The sequence below is a fragment of the Paraburkholderia sp. CNPSo 3272 genome (assembly GCF_024206495.1).
Taxonomy (GTDB): Bacteria; Pseudomonadota; Gammaproteobacteria; order Burkholderiales; family Burkholderiaceae; genus Paraburkholderia.
On record NZ_JAMBPQ010000005.1, the window covers coordinates 106972 to 133112 of the forward strand.

Genomic DNA, 26141 nt, shown 5'->3' on the forward strand with positions numbered 1-26141 from the left:
CACCCCACAGGATCCGGCAGCAGTCTGCATGCCCGTAAGCTTTGAAAGCCTCGGCTTCCCGAGCCCATCGATCCGGCACCATTGCGGCGCGTTCTCGCGGCCATTGATTGCGCCCGCAACGATATCCCCGCCCTTCGACGCTAGAAGTCCACTGCGTCGCGAATGATCGGGCACGTCATGCAATGGCCGCCGCCGCGGCCGCGCCCAAGCTCCGCGCCCACGATGCTCACGACCTCGATGCCGGCCTTGCGCAGCAGCGTGTTCGTATAGGTGTTGCGGTCGTAAGCGAAGACCACGCCGGGCGAGGTGCACACGAGGTTTGCGCCGCTGTCCCACTGCGTGCGTTCGCGCTGGTAGTCGTTGCCGCCCGCTTCCACTACGCGCATTTTTTTGATGCCGAGCGCCGCGCTCACGACCTCGACGAAGGACTTTTTCTCCTGATGCAGTTCCACACCCGCCGGATGATCGCTGGGCCGGTACGTGAAGGTGCGAGTACGCGCGAGGAAATCCGGCGCGATCAGCACGCAGTCGCGATCGGCGAACGTGAAAACCGTATCGAGGTGCATGGCCGCGCGAATTTTCGGCATCGCCGCCACGATTACCTGCTCGGCGGCGCCCTTCTTGAAGAGCGTAGCGGCGAGCTGGCTGATCGCCTGGCGCGAGGTGCGCTCGCTCATGCCGATCAGCACCGTCTTGTTGCCGATGGGCATGACGTCGCCACCTTCGAGCGTTGCCATGCCGTGGTCCTCCGTTGGGTCGCCCCACCACACATTGACCTTGCCCGCGAAGTCCGGATGAAAGCGGTAGATCGCCGCGGCAAGAATCGTTTCCTCGTGCCGCGCGGGCCAGTACAAGGGATTGAGCGTCACGCCGCCGTAAATCCAGCAGGTGGTGTCGCGTGTGTAGATCGTGTTCGGCAGCGGCGGCAGCAGATACTCGGTGGACCCGGCTGCTTCGCGCACGACTTTGAGCGCCGCGCCGCCATGCGATTCCGGGAAATCGTGGATCGAGAGGCCGCCAAGCAAGGTCTCCGCCAGCTTGCGATCGTCGAGCCCTTCCAGATAGCTGCGCAGTTCGTCGATGAACCCCAGCCCGACCTGGTTCGGCACGATCTGATTGTCGAGAATCCACTTCTTGCCTTCGGACACGGCAACGGTTTCGGCGAGCAGGTTATGCATTTCCACGACCTCGACGCCGCGGTCGCGCATCTTCGTGACGAAGTCGAAATGGTCGCGCTTCGCGTTGTCGACCCATAGCACGTCGTCGAACAGCAGCTCGTCGCAATTGCTCGGCGTGAGACGCGAGTGCGCCATGCCAGGCGCGCACACCATCACCTTACGCAGTTGCCCGACCTCCGAGTACACGCCGAGCGGGCGCTCGTCCTTCGCCTTCGTCTTGCCGCCCTTTGCGGCTTTCTCCGCCTTTTCTACCTTCTCGACCTTCTCTGCCTTTGCGCCCTTGTCACTCTTGCCACCGCCCTTCGCCTTGGACATATCGATCTCCGCTCGTTCTCGTTAGACCGCCATGGTGCCTGTGGCAAGCGCAACGACGCCTACGATGGCCGCTACGGCCGCCACGATGAAAATGACCCAGTCGCTCGTACGCTGGAAAACCTTCAGCTTGCGCTCGCGCCGTGCGAGGAAATACAGCACCGTGCCGGGCGCGTAAAGAATCGCCGACAGCAGGATGAACTTGAGACCGCCGGCAACAATCATGAACAGCGTGTAGATCATGGCGACCGTGGCCAGCGCGAGATCGCGCTTGCGCTCTTCGGGGCGCACTTCGTAGCTCTCGCCGCGGTTCGAGACCATGAACCCGTAGGCGGCGACGAACAGATAGGGAATCAACGACATCGAGCTCGTGAGATTGAGCATCAGCGAGAACGCGTCGCGCGAAAAATACGTGCTCGCGACCAGCAACTGCACGACGATGTTGGTGATCCAGAGCGCATTGGCCGGCACGTTGTTGGCGTTTTCGCGCGCGAACACGGCCGGCATGTCCTGATTGCGCGCCGCCGCGAACATCACCTCGGCGCAGATGAGCGACCATGCCAGATACGCGCCGAGCACGGAAACGATCAGCCCGATGCTCACGAAAATCCCGCCCCACGGACCGACCACGCTTTCGAGCACGGCCGCCATGGAGGGCTGGCGCATGCCCGCCACGTCCGCGCGCGGCAGCACGGCGAACGGCAGCATGGAAACGAGCACCATGAGCGTGGTCACGCCGGCGAAGCCGAAGATCGTTGCACGACCCACGTCCGTGCGCTCCTTCGCATAGCGCGAATACACGCTCGCCCCTTCGATGCCGATGAACACGAACACGGTCACGAACATCGTCGCGCGAATCTGCTGGATGAGGCCGCCCTCTTGCGCCGCGGACTGGATGTTCAGGTGGAAGGTCCCGTATTTGAAGACGAACAGGAGGATGACGATAAACACCACGATCGGAATGACCTTGGCGAAGGTCACGATGGTGTTGATGAACGCGGCCTGCTTCACGCCGCGCAGAATGAGAAAGTGAAACAGCCAGATGCCGATCGAAGCGACGACGATGGCCGTGACCGTGTTGCCGTCGCCGAAAATCGGGAAGAACGCGCCCAGCGTGGACTTGATCAGCACCCAGTACGAAACGTTGCCGATGCAACTGCCGATCCAGTAACCGAACGCCGAGAGGAAGCCGGGGTAATCGCCAAAGCCCTCTTTGGCATAGACGAACACACCGGCGTCGAGATTCGGCTTGCGCTCCGCGAGCGCCTGAAACACGCGTGCGAGCGTGTACATGCCCACGCCCGCCACGAGCCACGCAATCGCCGCGCCGACCGGCCCCGTTGCATTGGCGAAGGTTCGCGGCAGAGAAAAGATCCCGGCGCCCACCATGCCCCCGACTACCATCGCGGTCAACTGCACGCGACTCATCTTCTGCTCGGTATCGGCCATCGGTTTCCTCGCTTTTTGTTTGGAACTGCGCTTTATCGGGCGGCCGGCGCACCGCTGCGCCGCCGTTCAGGCTTCGGGCGCCTGCCGGGTCACCGCGTCACGCGCACCGAGTTGTTGCCCATCAGCACACGCACACGATCACCGGGGACGAATTGCTGATCCGAATCCTGGACCACCGATATCAGTTGTCCCGAATCCAGACGCACGACGATTTCAAGGCCTTGCCGCTGCGTGACGCGCTGCTCCACGGCATTGCCTGCCGCGCCACCCAGCACGGCGCCGCCGATGCCCGCTGCAACAGCGCCGGTGCCGCGCCCGATGTTGCTGCCAGCCGCGATGCCGCCAAGCGCGCCACCGGTGATCGCGCCGATGCCCGTTGGGCCCGGCTGGATAGTGACGGGCCGAACGGATTCGACCGCACCGAGTTCGACCACGAACACCTGCTGCGCCTGGGCCGGCGTGAAGACAGAGCCCGAAGTCGGCGCCTCACAGCCGGAAAGCGCGAGCGAAGCAACTGCGGAGCCAAGAAGTGTTGCTGCGAGATATCGCATGAGATTCCCCCTAATGCGGCGCATTGCGGATTCGCTAATTCATTCGACCTGTTTGCTAACGATTACACATGGGTCATTAGCGAACATTCAACCTATACGTTCCCGGTAATTCTCCTTTTGCTTTCCATCCTCCGGACACCTGACGAACATTATGGAATACGATTCTCACATGATGTATTCAACGTGACATTCGTTCGAGAATAGTTCAGCAATTCCATGTGGCGCGCATTTTTTATCCGCGATTTCCCGCGCTCGCATTACGCCCGGTCAAAGATCAGAAAAAGGCTCGCACATGAAATCGACGGATGACCAGAAATTGTCGCTGCCGGTCCTGACGGGCATGGTCGTGGGCTCCATGGTCGGCGCCGGCATCTATTCGCTGCCGCGCAACTTCGCGCTCGAAGCGGGCCCGATGGCCGCCGTCATCTCATGGTGCATTGCGGGAGGCGGCATGTATATGCTGGCCCGCGTCTTCCAGCTTCTCGCCGAAATCCGGCCCGACCTCGACTCCGGCATCTTTGCTTATGCACGTGACGGCTTCGGCGGCTACGCCGGCTTTCTCTCCGCGTTCGGCTACTGGATGGCCGGTTGCTTCGGCAATGTCTCTTATTGGGTGCTGATCAAATCCACGCTCGGCGCATTCGTGCCGGCGTTTGGAAACGGCAATACACCGATTGCCATTGCCGTTTCGTCCGTCGGCATATGGGCATTTCACTGGATGTTGTTGCGCGGCATTCAGCAGGCCACGCTCATCAATGCGATTCTTACTGTCGTCAAGATTCTGCCCATTTTCGTTTTTATCGGCATTTTGAGCGTCTATGCGAGTGCGGAGCCGTTCACGGACAATCTCGCGGAAAGCGCTCGGGGGCTTGCCCCGCAGGTCAAAGGGACCATGCTCGTGACGGTATTCGTGTTTCTCGGCATTGAAGGCGCAAGCGTCTATTCGCGCTACGCGAAAAAGCGCTCGGACGTGGGCACCGCCACGATACTCGGCTTCGCCTTCGTGCTGTTGCTGCTCGTGCTCGTGACGCTGCTGCCCTATGCGCATCTCCCGCGCGTGGATATCGCCGTCATGCGGCAACCTTCGATGGCGTCGGTGCTTGGCGCCGTAATCGGCTCGCCGGGCGTGGTGTTCATCGGCGGTGCGCTCATCGTCTCCGTTCTGGGCGCCTACCTCGCGTGGTCGCTGATCTGCGCGGAAGTGCTATATGCGAGCGCGAAAGCGGACGCCATGCCAGCCGTCTTCGCGCGCCGCAACGCCCGGCAGCTTCCCACCGCCGCGATCTGGCTCACGAGCGGCGTGGTACAGGCCTTCGTCGTCAGCACCTACTGGTCCACTGACGCCTTCTCGCTCATGCTGCGCCTCACGAGCGCCATGGCGCTCATCCCCTATTTTTTCGTGGCGACCTTCGGCCTCAAGGCCATCCGCGCCCTGCCGCAATCGGCCATGAGCGCGCGAACGCGCACGCTGCGCTATGCCACAGCGGGCATCGCCACGATTTATACACTGTTCCTGCTTTACGCTTGCGGGCTGGAACTGCTGGTCATGTCCGCGCTGCTCTATGGGCCCGGCAGCCTGCTGTACATGTGGGCGCGGCGCGAGCGTGGCGAGGCGCTATTTTCCCGGCCCGAGTGGTGCGCGTTTCTCGTCGTGATGGGCGGCGGGCTCGTCGCGATCGTCGGGCTGAGCACCTCCGCATGGCGTTAGCCGCGCGCCACTGCGCCTGCCCGCATCCATCGGCCTCGTGACTGCGTTTCGCTTCACCGCCGCCATCCAAACGTTCCAAAGTTCGACAGCGAGGAACCATGCCTATCAGCTACGCGCTCCGCAAGGCGCGGCTCGCAGCGGTCGAGCAGCGCACGATGAAGGTTTCCATTTACGTCGTGTGCCTCGGTTTCGCGGCCAACGTCGGCTATGGCTTCCTCGTGCAATCCGACACGCTGCTGCTCACCGCCATTTTCTATCTGCTCAATCTCGTGAGCTCCGCGCTTGGATTGCTCGTGGCCACCGTGGTGAGCCGGCCCGCGACGACTCGCTTTGAATATGGGTATTGGTTCCTCGAGCCGCTCGTGAATGGCATAAACGGGCTCATGATGCTGCTCGTTTGCGTATATGGCTTCGTGAACGGGATTGAGGGGATACGTTCGGGCGGCCACGTGGTGAATGCGCAAGGCGTCATGCTGATCAGCGCCGCGAGTTGCGTGATTAGCTTTGCCATGGTGATCTATAAAAAGCGCGCGGCCGCGCAGATCAATTCCAAGCTGCTCAAAACCGACGGCTGGAAATGGATCATGAAATTCTCGTTCAGCGCAGCCACACTGCTCGGCTTTTTCGTGTATTCGATATTGCCCGAAAGCTTCCACTATTTATGGGCGCGCTATGTCGACAGTGCAATGACCGCGGGGCTCTCACTGATATTTCTCTTTGCGCCAGTGAAGATTGTGAGCACGAGCTTTGCCGAATTGCTGCACATGAGCCCCGAAGAGAACAATCCGCGTTCGGAGATCGAGATGGCGCTTTCGAAGCTCGAACGCGAACTTGGCATTCTGCGCTCACACACACACGTCATCCAGGCGGGCCGGCGCAATTTTGTCGAAGTCAGCGTGCTCGTCGGCGCAACCTCCACGCTAAGCGATCTCGCCTCGCAGGACGAATTGCGCGAACGCATCTGGGAAACGCTCCGCGCGAATCCGCTGGAAAGCCGGCTCATTGTGCAGATTACCGCGGACCCGCGCTGGGAAGACGGACGCCAGCCTGGATAACGCGCGCCTCACCAGAGCGCGCTCGAAGAGGGCGAGTATTCCAGCGGCGTGTCCGGCTCCTTCCTGGCGGCCATCGGAAACTTTGTAATCCGAACACGTCAGCGCGGCGACCGGGAATGGTCGATCGCTCCCGGCTGCGGTGGAACCGGGCCGACTGCAAAGCGTGGTACGGCGTTCGCCACCAGAATCAGGGCGGCACCGGCCAGGCCGCTCGATACGTGCTTCAGCGCATGCCCCGCGATCACATGGCGAGTGAGTTCCCATACCTGCCAGTCAAGGCTCTCAAAGATCTTGGCCAGCCCGTAGAAAACGATCACCATCGTCCAGCCGAATACGCTGTCCACCTTGCGTGTGAGCGTCAAGCCGACGATGAACATGAGCCCGCCGAACTGCAGGATCGCGTACGGCCACAAGCTGTTGAGTGCGAGCCAGTACTCGATCGTGCCTAGCGATACGGCAACCAGGATTAGCAACGGCACCCAGCCTACGCGCTGCCCGGTGTTCGACGTCCAGAGCATCGCCAGTATGCCGGCGAAGACGATCGTCATCGGCAGGCGATCCCAGACGAGCGTCGCGTCGGAAGGCGCCCAGTGATAGTAGGCCGACCCGATTGCGGTTAGCACGAGCCCGAATCCGGCGACTACCATGCAGGGGAATTTAGGCGGCTGCCGCGACGCATTTCGTTTCACCCAACTGAGGCAGGCGATCCCCGCCGCCAGGATGACGAGATTCGACAGCACGTCCGCGGCATGCGGTATCAAGCCCAGCGCGCGTTGGTCCGCGAAGTGGTGATACGACGCCGCCTGCGCCAGCGGCCATACCAGCTGCAACACCGTACCCACCACGAAAAGCATGATGCTGCCAAGCAGCAATCGGGTAATGTTCACGGTGCTCGTCTCCGGGTATGACGTAACACTCAACAGGCGCTGGTGCTGCACAGGTACATCTGGCCGGCAGGTGGCCGCGGCGGGCCCATGCGAGCTTGCGCACCCTGCCCGTATCATCGGACAAACCGGGCTCAGTAACAAGGTCGGCCGACCCGGTGTCTGGATGCTGTCGATTCTTCCAGTCGAGTTGCTGTTGCAGCCGTGGGCTTACGGCTCGTCGTAATCATCTCCGGCCCGCTCCAGTTCCCTCAACGCTTCTGCGGGATCCTCCGGCTTCCCGGCAGCGGTCTCATGAGTGCGCCTCGGTGAATCGACAACTGGAGGAGGCATCTTGCCGATGCCCTCGTCGACGCGTTGCAGGAGATACGGGAAGAACGGATTCGATGCAATCCGGAACATCGAGTCGAGCGTCAGAATCAACGTGCCGCGTTCTCCGCGCGGCGCGAGCGTACCAAGGTTGACATTGAAGTTCTCGTCGTCGCCCGGCTCGATGCCGTAGAGTGCGTCCGTCACGGGAAATGGAATCGCAACATGCGATAACGAAAAAATATCTGGAGGATAGTCAATGTCCAAAGGACGAACGTGAGTTGCCACACTGCCGGCATCGACACTGCGTTCGACCGTATGAGCCGAATCCTGTGAGGCGTTGGCAATGACCGTGGTGCGATAGTTCTGCGGCCCCATGCGCAGCAGACGTGTGAGCGCCGAATAGGACGCGACGCGCAGGAAGGTTCTGAAACTCACGCTGCGGTTCACATCGAACAACACGATCTCACTGCCGTTCGCGGGAAGCTTGTCATACAACGACGACATGACAGCAGGGGTGCTGACCGTGAAATCGGTCACCGACTGGAACGTCAGCACGGGAGGAAGCGAATTCAACCGATTCTCACGCTCTAGCCTCGCCATCTGCTCCTGGATGGCGCTAGTAAGCAGCCAGGACTGACGCGCTGCGTTCACCGGGAACGAGTTGTATTTGAAGGGGTTGAATTCCGGCACGATGCCGAGCCAGGCGGCCCGCGCGAACGCGGGCAACATCGCGGGTAGTCCCACGAGGCCCGCAAACCGCGCGTAACGAGTGACTCCGATCATCGGCGAAATGAGCACGAGCCGGGTGGGACGCGTGAGCGCGGGGTTCTCGATGGCGTCCATTGCATATTGCAGGGCAAGCGCGCCGCCGTTCGAGAAGCCTATCAGTTCGAGCGGCTTGTCCGGGCCCACGCGCCGGCGCGCTTCGCGAACCGCGAGTCGCGTTGCTGCGGCCCATTCCTGCCATGTGACATTGGTCAGTCCCGCAGGCACGGTACCGTGTCCAGGCAAACGGATGGCGATCGCGACAAAGCCCCGGTCACGATAGTTGCGCGCGATGTGCCGCAAACTGTAGGGCGAGTCCGTCATGCCATGCAGCAGCACCACCGCTCCAACCGGCGGTCCGGGAGGTTCCAGTATGTACGAGCGGTTCCAGTCCTGAGCGAAGTGCTCCGGATAGATCGGTGAGCCTTCGTAGTATCGGTTCGACGGGACACGCCCGGATGCGTCGATCTTTTCGACGACGTTGACGCGCACATCCTCGAAAAGCCGCGACTCCTCCCGCATGTACGCACTCCAGTCGCCGGCGTCTATTTCTTCGACGGTCATCTCCCGCGGCACGTAGGTGTGCCAGACAGATAGTTCCGGGCCGCGCAGCGAAGACCATGCCCGCAAACCCAGTGCGAGTAACGCGAGCACGACCAGAATCGACACGCATAGTGTTATTACCTTCAGCGACGTGCGTAGCATGGGTTTTCTCTTGGAAGCAACTTCAAAACACAGAGTGACCTTGAACTTCTTCTGCTGCGTATCAATTCGACCGGATGCTTCGTGATGCGTAGCCTGGTCCTATGTCTTTAAAGACTGTGTCACCTGCCCTGCGAGGGATTGCCCTTGCGGTCGGCGCTCAGGGACACGGGCGTATGCGAATCGGCGATATCCACCCAGCCACCGCCGATGGCCTGATACACGCTGATCACCTGGTTGTAGCGCGAGGCCTGCAAGTTGGCGAGGGCAAGCTCGGCGGAGAACAGGTCGTTTTCGGAGATCAGCACTTCGAGATAGCCGATCAACCCGTCTTCGAACTTGAGCCGCGAGAACCTCGCATATTCGCGCAAAGCATCGACGCGCTGCTGCTGAAGCGCGGTCTGCTCAATGGTCATTTGTGAGCTGACGAGCGCATTATTGGTGTCGTTGAACGCGCCCAGCACCGTCTGCCTGTAGGCCAGTTCGGCCTGGCGCTTTTGTGCCTCGGCTGACTGCACCTGGCCAGCAATCGCACCCGACGTGAAGATCGGCCCGGTCAGACCTGCTGCGACCGTCCAGAGCGACGCGGGCCCGGAAAGGAAGTCGCCGAACGCGGCACTGACCGAACCCAGCGCCCCCGTCAGCGAGAGGGTGGGATAGTAAAGCGCACGCGTGGCGCCGACATTCGCATTGGCCGCGACCAGATTCTGTTCGGCCTGCAAAATATCGGGCCGCCGCTCGAGCAGTGTCGAAGGCAGATCCGCCGGAATGACAGGAAGCACCAGCTCGCTCACCGACTTGCCTCGCACAATGGGCCCGGGATTACGTCCCAGCAGAATGGAGATGCCGTTTTCCACGATGGCGATCTGCTGTTTGATGGCCGGTATGGCGGATTGAGCCAGCTTGTACTGCGAGCGCACCTGGGAAAGCTCCGTCTGGGAAACCAGCCCGTCGCGATAGCGCAACTCGAATATGCGTAATGTTTCGCCGAAGTTACTCGCCGTGGCCCGTGCGATTTCGAGTTGCCGGTCGAGCCCGCGCAGCGTGATGTAGCTGGTCGCCACGCCTGTCACCAGCGAAAGTACGACGCCCCGCTGGGCCTGTTCGCTGGCATAGACCTGCGCCTGCGCGGCTTCGGTCAGGCGTCTTACCCGGCCGAACAGGTCGATTTGCCAGGAAGCGGACAGCATGCCCTGATAAAGATTGAATACGGGATCGAGCAAGGGGGACAGCGGTGGCATCCCGACCTCGCTGGTCCGGTTGCGGCTCACGTTGGCGCCATAGCCGATCTGCGGGAGACCCTGCGAGCGCGCAGCGCGCAACAAGCCGATGAACTGGTCGATACGCGCCGCTGCGATACGCACGTCCAGATTGCCCTGCAGGGCGGTTTGAATCAGGTCGTTCAACACCGGATCGTCGAATTGCTCCCACCACGCCGTGTCCACGACTTCTTCAGCCTCGGGCAAATCGACCCGCCACGTTGCGGGCACCGCCACCTCGGGGCGACTGTAGTCGGGCCCCACGCTAGTGCAGCCGGCCAGGCAACTGGTAGCGGCGGCAAATATCGCAGCACGCGTCAGCGTTCTCATGACGTACTCCAGGTTGTGCTGCGACCGCGTCCCGCGTGCGCAGGCGGTGCGGTCGGTTGCGCCACACACATCATGCCGCCACCGCGAGCAGGCCGCCGAACAGCAGCGCCGCGAGCAACAGCGTCAGACAGGAGACAGCCCATCCGCGCACGAACGCATCCGTAGACACAGCGATTCGTGCGGCCCACGTGCTGGCTCGTCGCAGTCCGCGCAGGAGGCCGCTTACATCTCCCACAGGCACGGACGGCACCGTCTTACCCCATCGATTCCAGCCAATCGCGAGCGCCGCGCCAACGAGTACCGGCCAGAGTGCCGACCACAGCGCCGCGGGAGCCAGGGCCTCGGGTAGCGAGCCTGCCGGGATACGCAGATACAACACCCACGGAACGGCGAGCGAGACCACGACCATTGCCAGCCACGCCCCCCTGAACGGCCCCGGAGCGCGCGCGTTGGAATCGGTGGTGACCACTGCACCCAGACAGCGCACGAAATGAAGCATCAGCAACGTGGTCGCGGCTGAAGACGCCGCAGCCAACGACCCAGCCAGATCGCCGCCCAGCAGGTCCTTGGCCGCGTACTTGGCCAGTGCGCCGCCCGTCAACGGCAATCCGCCCAGTCCAAGCGCGATGACCGCCGTGGGCAGCAGCACCCGTCGCAACGATCCGGCACCCGTCAACGCGACCACGCCCACGGCCAGAAACAAAGTGCCTTTGACGAGCAGATGGTGCGCGGCATAGTAAGCGGCTGCCACGACGGTAGCGGGGTCGCCTGCGGCTAGCCCCATGCCGATCACGGCCATCAGGAAGCCCATCTGGCTGACGCTCGAGTACGCGAGCACGACTTTCGGCTGGGCCTGTGTGATACCGATCGCCACGCCGTAGAACGCGCCGACCATGCCCAGCGCCGCGAAAGGGATGCCAAAGTGCGGCCATGCGTCGTTGAAAGTAAATGGCAGAAAACGAACCAATGCGATTACGCTGGCCTTGACCACCGCGCCGCTGAGCACCGCCGCCGCAGGAACGGGCGCCGCGCGATAGGCGTGCGGCATCCAGAAATGCAGCGGCACCATTCCGGCCTTCATGCCGAGGCCAACCAGGAGCAATAGGAGCGTGGCGTTGCGCCAGGGCGAGCCCGGCAACGCTGCAGCCGCATCGCGAATCAGCAGGCTGCCACCAGGCGTGGCCTGTGCGAGCAGGACCAATCCTCCCAGCACGAAAGCCTCGGCCAGTAATGCAACACCAAGATAAAGCGCGCCCGCGTATCGCGCTTCGGGCCTCTCGCCCTGGAGCACCAGCCCGCTGGCGCCGACACTCAACACCGCCAGCATCAGATAGAAGCCAATCAGATCGGCCGTCAGAAACACGCCCACGCTGCCGGTCAAGGTCATGAGCCAGCAGACGACGAACCCATCGATATCTTCGCGACCGCGTACATATCGTGCGGCATAGATTCCGGCGAAGAGCCATAACAGCGCCGCCGTGCCGAGCAACACCGCGCCTGGCGTATCGAGCGCGAAACCGAGGGCGAACCGGCTGTGGCCGAGCATCAGGGTTTCGCTCTGGCTGGCGCCGACGGCCGCGGCCAGCGCGGGCAGCGCAGCGACAGCGAACCATGCAGGCAGGCGCCTGCGAACCGGCGCCGACGCACAGAGCAGCAGCATCAGCAATGGCAACCCGACGGCTGCGACGAGCAGAGCTTGGGAGACGTTCATGGCAGCCCCGCTGGCGGCATCACCGTGCGGCCAATCTGGGCCACGTCGACTGGCAGCAGCACGGCGAGGCCAAGCAGGAAAGAACACGTTGCGAGGCCAAGCACGGCGAGCTGCTGGTAACGAGGCACCTGCTTTTGCGGCGACCAGCCGGGCGCAGCGGGCTCCATCGCGCGCATCACCACCATGAAAACGTAGACGCTCGTGAGCAGTCCGCCGACCAGCATCACGACCGCCCACCACCATTGCCCCGTCGAGAATGCCGCCGACATCAGCAGCCACTTGGCCAGAAAGCCCCCGGAAGGCGGCAAGCCGATCAACGTGGCGCCGGCCAGCGCGAAAGCCGTCAGCGTCATGGGCAGGGCGCGCCCCGCGCCGCGCAGGTCGGCCAGACGGTCATGCCCCAGCGTGCTATAGATCAGACCGGCCGCGAGGAACATGGCCGCTTTTGCGCTCGCGTGCGATACGGCCTGCAACAGGCCACCCGTGACGGCTCGAGCACTTTCGTGCTGCACAGCAAGCGGAAACAGCAGGAACAGATAGCCGATCTGGGCGACCGTCGAGTAAGCGATCAAGAGCTTCAACCGCACCTGGCGCAGCGCCACCACATTGCCGAAGAGGATCGCGAGAGCCCCCAGGCCTGCAAGCAGTTGCGAGCAGGATCCGGTTGCGATGCCGGCGAAGACGTCGACCCACAACCGCAGCACCACGAACCACGATCCCTTGATGACCAATGCCGACAGCAGCGCGCTCGCGGCGGCCGGTGCGCCCGCGTGCGCTGGCGGCAACCACAGATGCAGCGGAAACAGCGCGGTTTTGGCGAGCATGCCGGCCGTCATCAACGCCAACGCGGCCCAGGCTAGCGGCTGCGCCCCGATCCTCGCGGCAAGCAGCGCAATGTCCAGCGTGCCATAGGCGCCATAGAGCAGAAAAACCCCCAGCAAATAAAGCATCGAGCCGATCAGCGCGTACAACAGATAACGCAACGCAGCCTGCAATGTTTCGGCGCGGCCATCGAGGGACACGAGAGGAACGCCCGCAAAAGTCAGCAGTTCGAGCGCGACGTAGAGCGTGAAAATGTCTGCGCTCACAAACACCAGATTGAGCGCTCCCCATACCGCCAGCAGCAACAGCCAGAACGCCAGCGGCGCGCGTGCCTCGTTCGTGCCGGACGGTGTGCCGAAGTCGCCATTGGCGTAAATCGCCACCGCCCCCACCACCACGGCAACCACCAGCATCATGCACACCGAGAGGCCGTCGGCGCGGAGCATGACGCCCAGCGGCGGCGCCCAGCCGCCCAGCAGATAGCGCAATGCGTCGCCCGAGACCAGCAGCCTCGCCGCAATCTCCAGCACGAGGCCGAAACCGAAGGCGATCGTCACCCAGGCCACGCGTTGCGCGTGGCGTCCGCCGAGCGCCAACCCCGCCAGCATCCCGGCAAAAGGCAACAACACGACGAGCGTCAGCAGCAGGCCGCCCGGCGTCGATTGCCCCGTGAGCGCCAGCGTCGTCACCTCGCCTCCGTATTGGCGCGGGCACCGTCCGACGCCGCATCACCGTCCGACGACAGAGAATTCGAGCCTGTTTCCGCGAACCTGCGCAGCATGAGTCCGACTGCGAGCGCGGAAGCGGCGAATGACACGACGATCGCCGTGATCAATAGCGCCTGCGGCACCGGGTCGCCGGACATGCCGGCGCCAGCTCCCCGATGCGCAATCACGGCACAAGCCAGAAAGACGCCATTGCCCGTGAGGTTGAAGGCCAGCACCTTGCGCAAGGGCTGCGGGTTGACGATCAGGCCATAGAGGCCGAGACCCACGAGGGCAGCGGCGGTCAAGCCGAACAACTGCGAGACGTTCATGGGCTCACCTCCGGCCGCTGCGGTGGACCGACGAGCAGGAGGACCAGGGTCACGGCAAGCGAAGGCAGAAGCGCGGCTTCAATGATGATGATCCACAGTTTCGCCCAGCCATCGGGGTACGCGAGAAACGCTCCCGCCACGACGGCGCCGAGCAGGCCAAGCGCGATGAACACCGCCGGCCCGAGGATCAGCACGGCGCGCAGCCAGCGCCGGCTGACCGGCGGCGCATCGCGCAGACCGGACATCATGACGAGCAGCCACATGGCGGCAATCACCGTGGCGCCCTGAAATTTGCCACCCGGATGATCGGCGCCGACCCAGAAAATGTAGATGCCGATCACGACGCCTATCGGCGGCAATACACGCGCGAGATACACCAGAATGTCGTTGGGACTCACCACCTGCGCCAGTCCCGGCCTGCCGCCCCAGCAGCGGTCCGGCGCCAGCGACCAGACGCCGACCACGCCGAACAGCAACACGATGGCTTCCAGCAGCGTGTCGATCGCGCGGAATGCCAGCAGGACGGCTGTGATCGGGTTGCCGACGCCAGTCGCCCGGATGTGTCGCGCCACCTCGGGCGCCAGCGTCGGCGCGGGGTCCGGCAGGCTCAACAGGCTAACGGCAATCACGACGGCGACCGCCGTGGCGGCCACGCCTGCCGCGACACGCATCGCGAGGCCCGGCGTTTCGGCCTGGGCCGCCGCTTCAGTGACCTCAAGCCGCGACGCCGCGCGGATCAGTAGCGCGCCGGTCAGGCCCGCACCGATGGCCGCTTCGGTCAACGCGACGTCGACAGCACGAAGCACTAGCCAGGCCAGCGTGAGCAGCAGGCCGTAAGGAATGAATCCGGCGACCGCGGCGAACGTATCGCGCACGACGACCGTCCAGAGCGCAAGCCCCAGCAACAGGATGCCGATACCGACGGAGATGGCGGCGATCATGCACGCTCCTCCTGCCGGCGCGCGGCGCGCGCGATGAGTTGCGACACGTCGGACGACGTCAGCATCACCAGCAGCCAGACCACGATCAGCTTGAGGGCGATCACGATATGACCGGTCTGTGGCAACAGCCCCAGCACCACCATGCCAAGGCCTAGATTGTCGGCCTTGGTCAACGCGTGCAGCCGCGTGTACGTGTCCGGGAACCGCAACAGCCCGACTGTACCGGCCACGAAGAAGACAATGCCGGCCAGCATGGCAATGATCGTGAAAATATCGGCTGCGGCTTTCATTTCCGGTCCTCTTTCGCGATATCGCCTTCTGCCTGACGATCGGCCTTGACGAAGGCGACCGACGCGAACGCCGCAAGCACGGCGAGCGTCAACGCCACATCCACGACAGCCTCGACGCCGCTTGCCGTGCCGACCAGCAGCAACGCCGCGATCCCTCCCGTGCCGAACAGTTGCGCGGCCATCATGCGGTCGGCGCGCGTGGGCCCGCGCAGCACCGACAGAAGGCCTACGGCCACCATCAGCAGCACCAGCGCGCAAACGGCGATGAGCACGTCAGCCATGACGTTCACCGCTGACCAGCGCGCCCGCGAGGCGCCGTTCTTCGTCCGCCAGTTGTTCGTCGACCCGCTGCGAGGTGTCGAGGCAGTGGTAGACGAGCCCGTCCGCGGTCTCATCTACCGGCAGCGACCCCGGCAAGAGGCTCGTGATGATGGCGAAACCATTGCGCGCCGTTCCCGGCGGAAAACCGACACGATAGACCACGATACCGGGCCGCAAAGGCAGGCGCGGGTCCAACGCGCGGCGCGCCACGTCGATGCCCGCGAGCAGGGACTGCAAGAGGAAATGCGGAACGAATACGAGTAAGGCGCCGAGCCGTACCCTTCCCGCGACGGGAGGCAGGAGACGCAGGCTCATCTGCGTCGCGACGAGCGTCGCGATCAGGCCGCAGACGAGATCGGCCGGCTTCACGCTCGGCATCAGGATGATCCATAGCGCGAGAAAGCAAACCGCGCGTGTCAGCGCGACGCGCCAGTGCGAACGCCAGTCGAGCAGGAAAGCACGAAGCGTTGGTGAGCTCATGGAAGATGCGCCTCCTCTATCGAAAAACCAGCGAGCGCGAAAACGGCGGGCGTCTGCCGGATGGCGTCAGGCCCCGGCGGCTCAGGTCGCCCCGCTCGCCATCCCCGAAGACCGCGACGGCGGCCGCTCTTCCTTGCCAAACATCACCATGTACAGGGCCGGCAGGAACACGAGGGTCAGCAGCGTCGCCACCAGCAAGCCGCCCATGATCGCGAAGGCCATGGCGCCCCAGAACACCGTGGGCGCGATCGGGATCAGACCAAGCACGGTCGAGATCGAGGTCAACATCATTGGCCGGATGCGCGATGTGCCCGAAGCGACAACGGCCTCCAGTACGCCCATGCCCTCGTGTCGAAAAGTCTCGATCTGCACGATCAGGATCAGGCCGTTCTTGGCGATCATGCCGATCAACGCGAGAATGCCCAGAATGGCGACGAAACCAAGCGGCCGGTTGAAAACCAGCAGCGCGAGCACCACGCCGATCAGGCCCAGTGGCATCACCGAGACCACCATGGCCAGGCGCTTGAAGCTCACCAGCAACAGCATCATGCTCGTCAGCATCAGCACGATCATCACCGGGACCACGGCAAATACCGAGGCTTGCGAAATCGCGCTTTCCTCGAAGATGCCGCCAGTCGCGACGTGGTAACCCTTGGGCAGCTTCGCGTTGAACGCATCGATCTTCGAAGCGAGCGTTGCGACGACTTCGTCGGGCAGCTCCCCATGCATCACGTCGGCGCGCACCGTGAGCGTCGGTACGCGGTTTCGCCGCCATATCAGCGGCGACTCCTGTTCCTCCGTGAACGTCGCGAACTGACTGAGTGGAACCATGCGCCCGCTCGGCGTGGGCACCTGCAGCGTACTCAGTGACTGCACCGTCAGCGGCTGCTCTTCCTGCGCGCGTGCCACGACGTTGACGAGGTAGATGTCGTCGCGTATCTGCGTGAGTGGCGTTCCGGTAATGACGGTGTTCATGATGGCGGCCAGCGCGGCGGAACTCACGCCGAGCTGACGCGCTTCATCCTGGTTGATGTGGATGCGGATCTGCCGGGCCGGCTCCATCCAGTCGAAATTGATGTGGCGCGTTCGCTCGTCGGAACCCACGATACCGGCCAGATCGAGTGCGGCCCTGCGCACCTGCGCCGGATCGGGGCCCGAGACGCGATACTGCAGCGGCCACCCCACCGGCGGTCCTAGTTCCAGCGGCGACACGCGGGCGACGATACCCGGAAACTGTTCACTCAGTGTCTTCTCCAGTTTCAATTGCAGCCGGTCCCGCGCCTCGAGACTTTTCGCGACCACGATGACCTGTGCGAAAAACGGATTAGGCAGCTGAACATTGAGGGTAAGAATAAAGCGCACTGCGCCGCGGCCCACATAGCTGCTGAAGTGATCGACATCGGGATCGCTTTTCAAAATGGCTTCGAGTCGCGCGACCTGGTCCGCGGTCGCGTGGATGGACGCGTTCTGGCGCAAGGTCAGATCCACCGTCAGCTCCGGCCGGTCCGAGGCGGGAAAGAACTGCCGCGGCACGAACCGGACGAGGAAGATCGACAGCACGAACGCCGCGAGCGTGACGGCAATCGTCAACCACCTGAGCCGCAGCGCGCCGCGCAGGAAGCGGTCATAGGCCATGAGCATCTTGCCGGGCTTGCGCGGCTCCTTTTCGGCCTTGGGCGCTTTCAGGATTGCGACACCGACTAGCGGCGAGAAAATCACCGCACCGAACCACGACGCGAGCAGCGCGATGGCGACTACCGCAAAAATAGAAAACGTATATTCGCCGGCCGAACTTTTTGCGAAGCCAATCGGCACGAAACTGGAAATCGACACGAGCGTGCCGATCAGCATTGGCGCGGCCAGCGTACGGTACGCGAACGTCGCCGCCTGATCCTTGCTGTCACCGGCGGCGAGACGGTTGATCATGGCGTCGACGGTGGTCATGGCGTCGTCGACCAGCAGGGTCAGCGCGATGATCAGCGCCCCCAGCGAGACCCGGTGCAGGTCGATGTGCACGACGTCCATGATCCCGAAGACAATCGCCAGCGTCAGCGGGATAGACAATGCCACTACCGTCCCCGGTCGTATGCCCAAACTCACGAAGCTGCACACCAGGATGATGATGATCGCTTGCCAGAGCGACGCCATGAAGTCGTTGATCGCCACGTCGACGGTATCTGACTGATTGGCGACCAGGAACGGCTCGATGCCAGCTGGCAGGTTCGCGGTGGCGTCAGCCATCTCGGCCTTCAGGTTGCGACCGAGCGCCAGTATGTCGCCCGAATCGCGCATGGCGATCGCGAGGCCGATGGCCGGCCTGCCGTTGACGCGGAACATTGGCTGTGGAGGGTCGGTGAAGCCGCGTCTCACGGTGGCGATGTCGCCGAGGCGCACGATGCGCCCTCCCAGCACGAGGTTGACATTCTCGATGTCGCGTTCGGAATCGAAGGCGCCCGTCACCCTGAAGAACACCCGCTCCTGCCCGGTTTGCAGGACGCCGGTCGGCCTGATGAGATTTTGGGCTCTCAATGCGGCGACGATGGTCGGGTAGTCCAGACGCAAGCCCGCCAGACGGGTGGTCGAGAATTCGATGTAGATCTGTTCGTCCTGTGCGCCCAGGACCTCGATCTTCGACACGTCCGGCACCAGCAGCAGGCGCGAGCGAATCGCCTCGACGCGATCGCGCAACTCGCGCATGTTGTAGCCGTCGGCGGTGAAGCCGTAGATGATGCCGTAGGTGTCGCCGAAGTCGTCGTTGAAGAACGGCCCGAGCGTTCCCGCCGGGAGCGTTTGTCGCATATCGTCCACGTTTTTGCGAACCTGATACCAGACGTCCTGGACTTCGGAGGGTGGCGTGGACTGCAGAAGATCGACGAAGATTGTCGTCTGACCCGCTGTCGTATAGCTGCGTATGCGATCCAGGTGACGGGTCTCCTGCAACGTGCGTTCGAGCCGCTCGGTCACCTGCGAGAGCGTGTCGTCGACAGTGGCCCCCGGCCACGCAGCGGCCACCACCATGGTGCGGAATGTAAAGACCGGATCTTCAGCGCGCCCCAACCGCAAAAATGACAGGGTTCCCGCGACCAGCGCAGCGATCATGAGGAACATGACCAGGGGGCGCTTCGAAAGCGCCCACTCGGATAGATTCGGGCCAATCACCTGGCTGCCTCGGTCCAGTTAATTTTTTGTCCTGGCCGCAATGCCTGCACGCCGGCAGTCACGACCACGTCGCCTGTGTTGAGACCTTGCGACACCTCAACGCGGTCCTCGCCATACGCCTGAAGCTCGACCTCACGCGCCGAAACCGTCCCTGTCTTCGTATCGACCACCCAGACCGCCGGCTTCCCTCCTGGCTGGATCAGGGCGCTCGAAGGAATTTCGATGGCCGCCGCGCGCGGGAGCGTCATGTGGCCGATGACCGTACTGCCGAGGCGCATGGCCGCCGGCGGATTGAGAACTTGAACCCGGACCGCAAAGGTTCCGGTCACCGGATCGGCGCGGGGCGATACTTCGCGCACCTTACCAACGGCGGTGACCTCGGGGTTGCTGGCAAGCGCGATGACGATGTCGGGACTGGCCGGCGCGACGTCCTTGATCGCGGCGGGCACATCGAATACGGCATCCACCGCGCCCTCGCGAGCGATCTGCACGATCATGCGGCCAGCCGGAACCACCTCGCCCGGCTCCGCTCCACGCGCCGTCACCACGCCGGCTACGTCGGAAACGAGGTCGGTATAGCTCAGCCGGTTCTGCGCGATGTTGACCAACGACTGCGCCGAATCGACTTGCGACTGGGTGATCTTTGCCATCGCTTCCGACTGTTCGAACGAAGCACGCGACACGGCATGCTCCGCAAGCAGATCGCGCATGCGGGTGAACATGGTGCGCGCTTCCAGGGCTTGTGCCTGCGCGGCGGCCAACTGTGCCCGCGCGGACTGCAGGCTGCTTTCCTCGTTCATCCGGTCAAGCCGCGCCAGTACCTGGCCCGCCTTGACACGGTCCCCGACATCGACGTTGCGGGACGTCATTCTTCCGTCGATACGGAACGATTGATTGATCTCGGCCTGCGCCTGCAATCTTCCGGTCAAGGCGATGGTCGCTCCGGCCTCCTGCTTTTCTATCCTGACGACGCGAACCGGGCGCACTTCCGTCACCTGCGCCTCTTCGCCCTTACGGCAGCCCGCCAATAGTCCGCTCGCCGCCGTTACACACAGCGCACACAGCGTCACGGCCAAAGGCCGCGAAACCGTTCGACCTGCAGCATGATTCGCAAACACTGGCGTATTCCTCTGGATCCTTGGACAGGTTGCCCGTATCCACCCTGAAATGGCTTCGCGCCCTGTTGCAGCCCGGCCGGGCGTGCCGGTACATCCATCCAAAAACAACCACGATTCAAGCGCTGGAACTCGACGACACCAGGCGACGTTCCAGACTGACGATGAACACCACGATCGGAATGACGTTGGCGAACGTCACGATGGTGTTGATGAACGCGGCCTGCTTCACGCCGCGAAGAATGAGGAAATAAACCAGCGAGATGTCAGCCGACGCCACGACCATGGCCGCGTCCGCCATGCCCCCGACTACCACGCGACTCATCTTCTGGTCGGTATCCGCCATTGGTTTCCTCGCGTGGTTCGACACTTCGTTTTATCGAGAGATCAGCGACACCTGCGTTCACTTCATCGCGTCACGCGCACCGAGTTGTTGCCGAGCAGCACACGCACGCGGTCGCCCGGAACGAACTGCTGATCCGCATCCTGGACCACCGACATCAGTTGCCCCGAATCCAGACGCACGACGATTTCAAGGGCTTGCCGCTGCGTGACGCGCTGCTCGACGGCATTGCCTGCCGCGCCACCCAGCACGGCGCCGCCGATGCCCGCCGCTACGGCACCCGTGCCGCGCCCAATGTTGCTGCCAGCCGCGATGCCGCCAAGCGCGCCGCCGGTTATTGCGCCAATGCCCGTTGGACCAGGCTGGATCGTGACGGGCCGCACGGATTCGACCGTACCGAGTTCGACCACCATCACCTGCTGCGCCTGGGCCGGCGAGAAGACAGAGCCCGAAGTCGGCGCCTCGCAACCGGAAAGCGCGAACGAGGCGACCACGGAGCCAAGAAGCGTTGCTGCGAGATATCGCATGACATTTCCCCTAATGCGGCGCATTGCGGATTCGCTAATTCATTCGGCCTGTTTGCTAACGATTCGACGCATAGTCATTAGCGAACATTCAGCCAACACCTACCCGGAGAATTGTCTTTTGCCATCCATCCTCCGAATACCTGTCGAACATTATGGAATACGATTCGCACATGACGTATTCAACGTGGCATTCGTTCGAAAATGGTTCGGCGATTCAATGTGGGGCGCATTTTTTATCCATCTGCTTTGGCTTACGTCTCTTACCGGTGCTGATCAAATCCACGCCTGGTGCAGTTGAGCCGGCACCTGGAAACGGCAATACGCCGATTGCCCAGGCAATGCGACGCCGATTGCGCCCTCATTTTCGTCGCGCAAGCGGAGCGACTGACGCCTCAGATATCAACAGATGCGCTAGTCGATCTCCAGCACCATGCGTCGACAGCAATGACAAGCAGAGTTTGATCGCGATTGCGACGCGTGGCCTGGTTCTTAATCGGCTAACTACCACGAGATGCGTTAGCGGCTATAAAATTATCTCTTTCCTTCCGATCTGTTTTATCGTCTGAAACACGTTGCCGCATTGCGTCGTCGCTCCCCCGTTCAATATATTGGGCTCCTGATTATTTACTATTGACTACGGGCACAAAAAGGGAGAGCGTATCCCTTGGCATCAGGTTCGCTGTTGTCTCGATCAGACCAACAATCCGAGGTAACCATGTGGATCTTCCGTGTCGATGAACCTCGTCTTGGGGCCATCCGTATTCGAGAATGGCGCCGTCGCGCGCATCACACAATCGGCCTTCTCGTCATGCTGCTGGGCGGCGCCACCATCGGGCTGGTCGCCCTCGATCAGTCCAGCAACGCTTTCCCCGACAAACTGTTTACGGCTCTTTGGAACGGAGTCAATCTCATTACGACACTCGGCGCCTTCAGCGAATTCAGTCCGCCTCAAAAGGGCTTCATGCTTCTGGCCATGGGCGCGACACTGCTGATCGGCGGGTTCGCAGTTTCGAGACTCACAGGCATGCTATCGGGCGATGACGTGATGGCTTATCGGGAGAACAGAATCATGGAACGCAAGCTCGAGCAGCTCGCCAATCATGTCGTGGTAGTGGGATTCCATTCTCTCGGAGAGCGGGTTGCAAACTACCTGCATGAGGAGGGAAACACCGTGCTCGTACTCGTGGGCGATCAGGATCAGGCCAACCGGGCAACGGATTGCGGGCATCTGGTCGTACTCGGCTCGCCGGACGCCTTCGACGAAGTGCTCAAGCGTGCGCGACTCGACAGCGCGAAAGCCATGTTCGTCACGACACCCGACAGCAATAACAATCTGGCAATCACCCTGCTGGCCCATACGCTCAACCCGTCGCTCGCCATTGCCGTACCGGGCGAAAACCCCTTGCGAAAAGGGCTGCTGGAGAACGCTGGCGCGACCAACGTCGTCATTGCCGACGACATCATCGCCAAAGCACTGGTCATCAGGGTTACCACTGCAGCGGAGGCCGCACGATGAAGCCCGCCGCTCCTGCACCGCACCGCCTCCCACACCTGGCTTTCCTGCAGGGACTGCTGCCCTTCAATGCCGCGCAACTGCCGCACGACATCATCGCCGGGATCACGCTGGCGGCGCTCGGCATTCCCGAAGTGATGGGATACACGAAAATTGCCGGCACCCCCACCGTGACGGGCCTCTACACGATCCTGCTGCCGCTCGTGGCGTTCGCGCTCTTTGGTGCGTCGCGACAACTGGTCGTCGCCGCCGACTCGGCCACTGCCGCCATTCTCGCGGGTACCTTGACGGCCGTCGCCGCACTCGGCAGCAAGGACTATGTCGCTCTCACGAGTACAGTCGCCTTGACGGTCGCCGTAATGCTGGTGATCGCGCGTGTTTTTCGTCTGGGTTTTCTGGCCGACTTTCTTTCCCGCAGCGCGTTGATCGGCTTCCTGACCGGCGTCGGCATTCAGGTCGCAGCAGGCGAGCTTGCCGGCCTGATCGGACTCGCCAAGCAAGGGCATGGGCCGTTGATGCAGATCGCCTCCGCGTTGCAACGCGTGGCCCAGGCCAATCTTCCGACCACGATGCTCTCGATCGCGGTGCTCGTGGTGATCATCGGCTGCAAGCGCTTCGTGCCGCGCGCACCGGGTGCGCTGATCGCCGTGATCGGCTCCATCGTGGCAAGCGGCGTGTTCAATTTTGCCGGACATGGCATCGCGGTGACGGGCGAAGTACCGGGGGGACTCCCGTCATTGTTCCTCCCACCGTTGCATATGGGCGAGATCAACCAGGTACTGATCACCGCCGCCTCATGCTTCATCGTCATCATTGCCCAGAGCGCAGCAACGGCACGCGCGTACGCCAATCGCTATAACGAAAGGGGCGACGACAACGCCGATATCATCGGGCTCGCGGCCGCCAACGCGGCAGCGGCTTTCACGGGAACATTCGTCGTGAACGGCAGCCCGACCAAGACCGAGATGCTCGACGACGCGGGCGGCCGCACCCAGGTCGCCCATCTCACGACTGCCGCCATCGTGCTGCTGGTGCTGCTATTTCTCACGAGACCGCTGAGTCTGCTCCCAGCCGCCGTGTTGTCGGCCATCGTCTTCATGATCGGCGTAAAGCTGATCGACGTGAAAGGCATGACCGAACTGTATCGCATGCAGAAGGACGAACTCGTCGTGGCGTTGCTGACTGCGGGCGTGGTCGTGTTCGTCGACGTGATGCACGGCATTCTTGCTGCCGTCGTGCTTTCCCTGATCGCGCATGCACGCCACAGCTACCGCCTGCGGACCCGGGTGCTGACGCGAGGCCCCGGCGACAGCTGGATCGCGCGACATGTCGAGCCCGATCTGCTCGCCGCACCTGGGATCGTCGTCTACCGTTTCGAAGCAGACCTGTTCTATGCGAACACCGGCCGATTCACGGAAGAGGTGCTCAAGCTTGTCAACGAAGCAAGTCCGGGGCTGCGCTGGGTGGTGATCGACGCATCGGAGATCAGCAACATCGACTACACGGCAGGCAAGACCTTGATCCAGCTAGGCGGCGAACTCGACAAGCACGGTGTGGGCATAGCCGCGGTCGCCCTCCCCTCGGGCGTCCGACACGAAATCGAGCGGTACAAGGCATTGCGTGTGAGTGGCGTGCATCGCGAGGTCTTTGCAACCGTCGATGCCGCTATCGAGGCACTACGTGACATTTCGCCGTCTACGTCCTCAACTTCTCAAGACGCCAAGCCGCAATGAAGCGACCTGAAATGACACAGGTCCGATCCGGCCTTGAATCGAAAAAAGGAGTGCTGCGTGCCCGATCCCGCTAACACAAAGCGCGCCGCCCCCGGCGCAGTTCTCGCTGACCCGGGTACGGCGGCGGTGCAGGAAGACCCATCCACACTCTTTGCGGGGCGCGGCTCGCTGGCCGATCGCGTCAGACGGGGCAAGACGGCTCGCAAGGAAGTGCCGCGCGAGAAGCTCGCCGAATGCCGGATTGCAGATCGCGATCCCATCGCACTCCTCGACGCTTCCAACGTGGGGCGGGTGACGGAACTGATACCCATCCGTTATGGACGGATGGTCGCGAGTCCCTTCGCGTTCTATCGCGGCGCGGCGCCGCTCATGGCGCACGATCTGTCGAAGCTGCCGCATTCCAACGTAATCGTGCAACTGGGTGGCGATGCGCACCTTGCCAACTTCGGTCTGTTCGCGAGCCCCGAGCGGCGCGTTCTGTTCGGCCCCAACGACTTCGACGAGACGCTGCCTGGACCATTCGACTGGGACGTACGCAGACTCGCGACATCGTTCGTGATCGCTACGCGCGAGCGCGGATTTACCTTGCGTGACCAGCAACGCATCGTGCGCCGGTTGTGCGCAACCTTCCGCCAACGGCTCGCCGACTTCAGCCGCATGGACACGCTCGACGTCTGGTACTGCCAGTTCAAGGCGGCGAGCATGCTGGCCATTGCCGATTCGGTTGAGGAAAGGAACAAGGAACTGGCCGTCATCGAAAAGGCAAGACAACAGTCGTCGCGTTCCGTGCTGAGTCATGCAACCGAGGTAGTCAATGGCAAGCTGCGGATCAAGGACGTACCGCCGCTCGTGTATCACGTACCGCTGGAGAGCGCGAGTGACAGCAAGCAGTACAACGCGATGGTACGGCGCTTCTTCGCCGATTACCGGCTGACGCTTCCCGACGACAGGCGCGCACTGTTCGACCGATATGAGCTGGTCGATGTCGCCATTCGTGTGGTGGGCATCGGCTCGGTTGGAACGCGTTGCTATGAGGCGCTTTTCATGGCCGACGGCGATTGCCCGCTTTTCCTTCAACTCAAGGAGGCGCGCGCTTCCGTGCTGGAGGGCTACTTGCCGCCGAGCCGTTATCCGAATCATGGTCAACGTGTGGTCAACGGGCAGCGTCTGCTGCAGTCTGCCAGTGACATCTTTCTCGGGTGGTCGAAGATGCGCCACACCGGCAATGACTTCTATGTGAGGCAATTGCGCGACATGAAGGGCGCCTTCGACTTCACGACCTTCGACGTCGAAGATCTCGGCGAGTATGCGGTTTCCTGCGCCCACGCGTTGGCCCATTCGATGGCAAAAGCAGCCGATCCCGCGTTGCTCAGCGGATATGCGGGCAAGTCAGCGGTATTCGACGAAGCCATCGTGCGATTCTCGCTCGCCTACGCAGAACAAAATGAACAGGACTGGGCGGTTTTGAAAGCGGCAGTCAAGTCGGGACGCATTCAGGTCATTCGTCAATAGGATTCGAGCGGATTCGAGCGCCGTTCGGTCCGGAGCGGTGACGCGCGCCGCTCACGGCCTGTGCGGCGGTTCCGTAGATGCCACTCGGCCCTTTCACGCCCCCAATCCGTACCGTTTAGCGTCCCCACAACTG

General features: G+C 62.7%; 22 protein-coding genes. 5 read left to right on the forward strand and 17 right to left on the reverse strand.

The annotated features are described in order from the left end of the window. Positions 1-140: 140 nt before the first annotated feature. The 3 genes from M3I53_RS08415 to M3I53_RS08425 all read right to left on the reverse strand — a co-directional run bounded on the left by M3I53_RS08415 (position 141) and on the right by M3I53_RS08425 (position 3490). Positions 141-1331: an arginine deiminase gene (locus M3I53_RS08415; protein WP_254315676.1), complete on the reverse strand. Its 1191-nt coding sequence runs from the start codon at positions 1329-1331 to the stop codon at positions 141-143. Positions 1332-1514: 183 nt separating this feature from the next. Then, a complete protein-coding gene (locus M3I53_RS08420; protein WP_254315496.1) occupies positions 1515-2939 on the reverse strand; it encodes a basic amino acid/polyamine antiporter in 1425 nt (474 codons plus the stop codon). Between the two features lie 89 nt (positions 2940-3028). Beyond that, entirely contained in the window at positions 3029-3490 is a 462-nt protein-coding gene (locus M3I53_RS08425) for a hypothetical protein (protein WP_254315497.1), read from the reverse strand. A 292-nt stretch (positions 3491-3782) separates the two neighbouring features. Here M3I53_RS08425 and M3I53_RS08430 point away from each other — a divergent pair, with 292 nt between their 5' ends. Together M3I53_RS08430 and M3I53_RS08435 are read left to right on the forward strand one after the other, a co-directional pair. Further along, positions 3783-5198 (forward strand): basic amino acid/polyamine antiporter, encoded by a 1416-nt coding sequence (locus M3I53_RS08430; protein ID WP_254315498.1) that lies wholly within the window; start codon positions 3783-3785, stop codon positions 5196-5198. Between the two features lie 98 nt (positions 5199-5296). After that, positions 5297-6253, forward strand: coding sequence for a cation diffusion facilitator family transporter (locus M3I53_RS08435; protein ID WP_254315499.1), 957 nt, complete (start codon positions 5297-5299; stop codon positions 6251-6253). A 98-nt stretch (positions 6254-6351) separates the two neighbouring features. Here M3I53_RS08435 and M3I53_RS08440 read toward each other — a convergent pair whose 3' ends face one another. The 14 genes from M3I53_RS08440 to M3I53_RS08505 all read right to left on the reverse strand — a co-directional run bounded on the left by M3I53_RS08440 (position 6352) and on the right by M3I53_RS08505 (position 21250). Beyond that, positions 6352-7140, reverse strand: a complete 789-nt coding sequence (locus M3I53_RS08440) for a hypothetical protein (protein ID WP_254315500.1) — start codon at positions 7138-7140, stop codon at positions 6352-6354. Between the two features lie 207 nt (positions 7141-7347). Further along, the gene (locus M3I53_RS08445) at positions 7348-8919 is read right to left on the reverse strand and encodes a carboxylesterase (RefSeq protein ID WP_254315501.1); all 1572 of its coding nucleotides are present in this window, start codon (positions 8917-8919) and stop codon (positions 7348-7350) included. Between the two features lie 119 nt (positions 8920-9038). Then, a complete protein-coding gene (locus tag M3I53_RS08450) occupies positions 9039-10505 on the reverse strand; it encodes an efflux transporter outer membrane subunit (RefSeq protein WP_254315502.1) in 1467 nt (488 codons plus the stop codon). Positions 10506-10575: 70 nt separating this feature from the next. Then, the gene (locus M3I53_RS08455; RefSeq protein ID WP_254315503.1) at positions 10576-12216 is read right to left on the reverse strand and encodes a proton-conducting transporter membrane subunit; all 1641 of its coding nucleotides are present in this window, start codon (positions 12214-12216) and stop codon (positions 10576-10578) included. Next, positions 12213-13727 (reverse strand): proton-conducting transporter membrane subunit, encoded by a 1515-nt coding sequence (locus M3I53_RS08460; protein ID WP_254315504.1) that lies wholly within the window; start codon positions 13725-13727, stop codon positions 12213-12215. The genes M3I53_RS08455 and M3I53_RS08460 overlap by 4 nt, the downstream gene beginning before the upstream one ends. Then, positions 13724-14074: an NADH-quinone oxidoreductase subunit K gene (locus M3I53_RS08465; protein WP_254315505.1), complete on the reverse strand. Its 351-nt coding sequence runs from the start codon at positions 14072-14074 to the stop codon at positions 13724-13726. The genes M3I53_RS08460 and M3I53_RS08465 overlap by 4 nt, the downstream gene beginning before the upstream one ends. Beyond that, positions 14071-15015, reverse strand: a complete 945-nt coding sequence (locus tag M3I53_RS08470; protein WP_254315506.1) for a hydrogenase subunit MbhD domain-containing protein — start codon at positions 15013-15015, stop codon at positions 14071-14073. Before M3I53_RS08470 ends, M3I53_RS08465 begins: the two co-directional genes overlap by 4 nt. Continuing rightward, positions 15012-15305, reverse strand: a complete 294-nt coding sequence (gene mnhG / locus M3I53_RS08475; RefSeq protein ID WP_069267110.1) for a monovalent cation/H(+) antiporter subunit G — start codon at positions 15303-15305, stop codon at positions 15012-15014. Before mnhG ends, M3I53_RS08470 begins: the two co-directional genes overlap by 4 nt. After that, positions 15302-15586 carry a monovalent cation/H+ antiporter complex subunit F gene (locus M3I53_RS08480; RefSeq protein ID WP_069267111.1) on the reverse strand — a complete coding sequence of 95 codons (285 nt, stop codon included), beginning with the start codon at positions 15584-15586 and terminating at the stop codon, positions 15302-15304. Before M3I53_RS08480 ends, mnhG begins: the two co-directional genes overlap by 4 nt. After that, positions 15579-16106 carry a Na+/H+ antiporter subunit E gene (locus M3I53_RS08485; RefSeq protein WP_254315507.1) on the reverse strand — a complete coding sequence of 176 codons (528 nt, stop codon included), beginning with the start codon at positions 16104-16106 and terminating at the stop codon, positions 15579-15581. Before M3I53_RS08485 ends, M3I53_RS08480 begins: the two co-directional genes overlap by 8 nt. A gap of 81 nt (positions 16107-16187) precedes the next feature. Then, on the reverse strand, positions 16188-19265 hold the full coding sequence (locus M3I53_RS08490) for an efflux RND transporter permease subunit (protein WP_309249491.1): 3078 nt from the start codon (positions 19263-19265) through the stop codon (positions 16188-16190). After that, positions 19262-20335 carry an efflux RND transporter periplasmic adaptor subunit gene (locus M3I53_RS08495; protein WP_254315677.1) on the reverse strand — a complete coding sequence of 358 codons (1074 nt, stop codon included), beginning with the start codon at positions 20333-20335 and terminating at the stop codon, positions 19262-19264. The genes M3I53_RS08490 and M3I53_RS08495 overlap by 4 nt, the downstream gene beginning before the upstream one ends. Positions 20336-20498: 163 nt before the next feature. Further along, positions 20499-20726 carry a hypothetical protein gene (locus tag M3I53_RS08500; RefSeq protein ID WP_254315509.1) on the reverse strand — a complete coding sequence of 76 codons (228 nt, stop codon included), beginning with the start codon at positions 20724-20726 and terminating at the stop codon, positions 20499-20501. 62 nt (positions 20727-20788) lie between these two features. Then, a complete protein-coding gene (locus M3I53_RS08505) occupies positions 20789-21250 on the reverse strand; it encodes a hypothetical protein (RefSeq protein ID WP_254315510.1) in 462 nt (153 codons plus the stop codon). Positions 21251-21965: 715 nt separating this feature from the next. Between M3I53_RS08505 and M3I53_RS08510 the strand changes: the two genes are divergently transcribed. The 3 genes from M3I53_RS08510 to M3I53_RS08520 are packed head-to-tail and all read left to right on the forward strand — an operon-like array spanning position 21966 to position 26008. Continuing rightward, positions 21966-22766 carry a TrkA family potassium uptake protein gene (locus M3I53_RS08510; protein WP_254315511.1) on the forward strand — a complete coding sequence of 267 codons (801 nt, stop codon included), beginning with the start codon at positions 21966-21968 and terminating at the stop codon, positions 22764-22766. Beyond that, positions 22763-24496 (forward strand): SulP family inorganic anion transporter, encoded by a 1734-nt coding sequence (locus tag M3I53_RS08515; RefSeq protein ID WP_254315512.1) that lies wholly within the window; start codon positions 22763-22765, stop codon positions 24494-24496. Before M3I53_RS08510 ends, M3I53_RS08515 begins: the two co-directional genes overlap by 4 nt. Positions 24497-24553: 57 nt before the next feature. Beyond that, positions 24554-26008 (forward strand): DUF2252 domain-containing protein, encoded by a 1455-nt coding sequence (locus tag M3I53_RS08520; RefSeq protein WP_254315513.1) that lies wholly within the window; start codon positions 24554-24556, stop codon positions 26006-26008. Positions 26009-26141 lie beyond the last annotated feature (133 nt).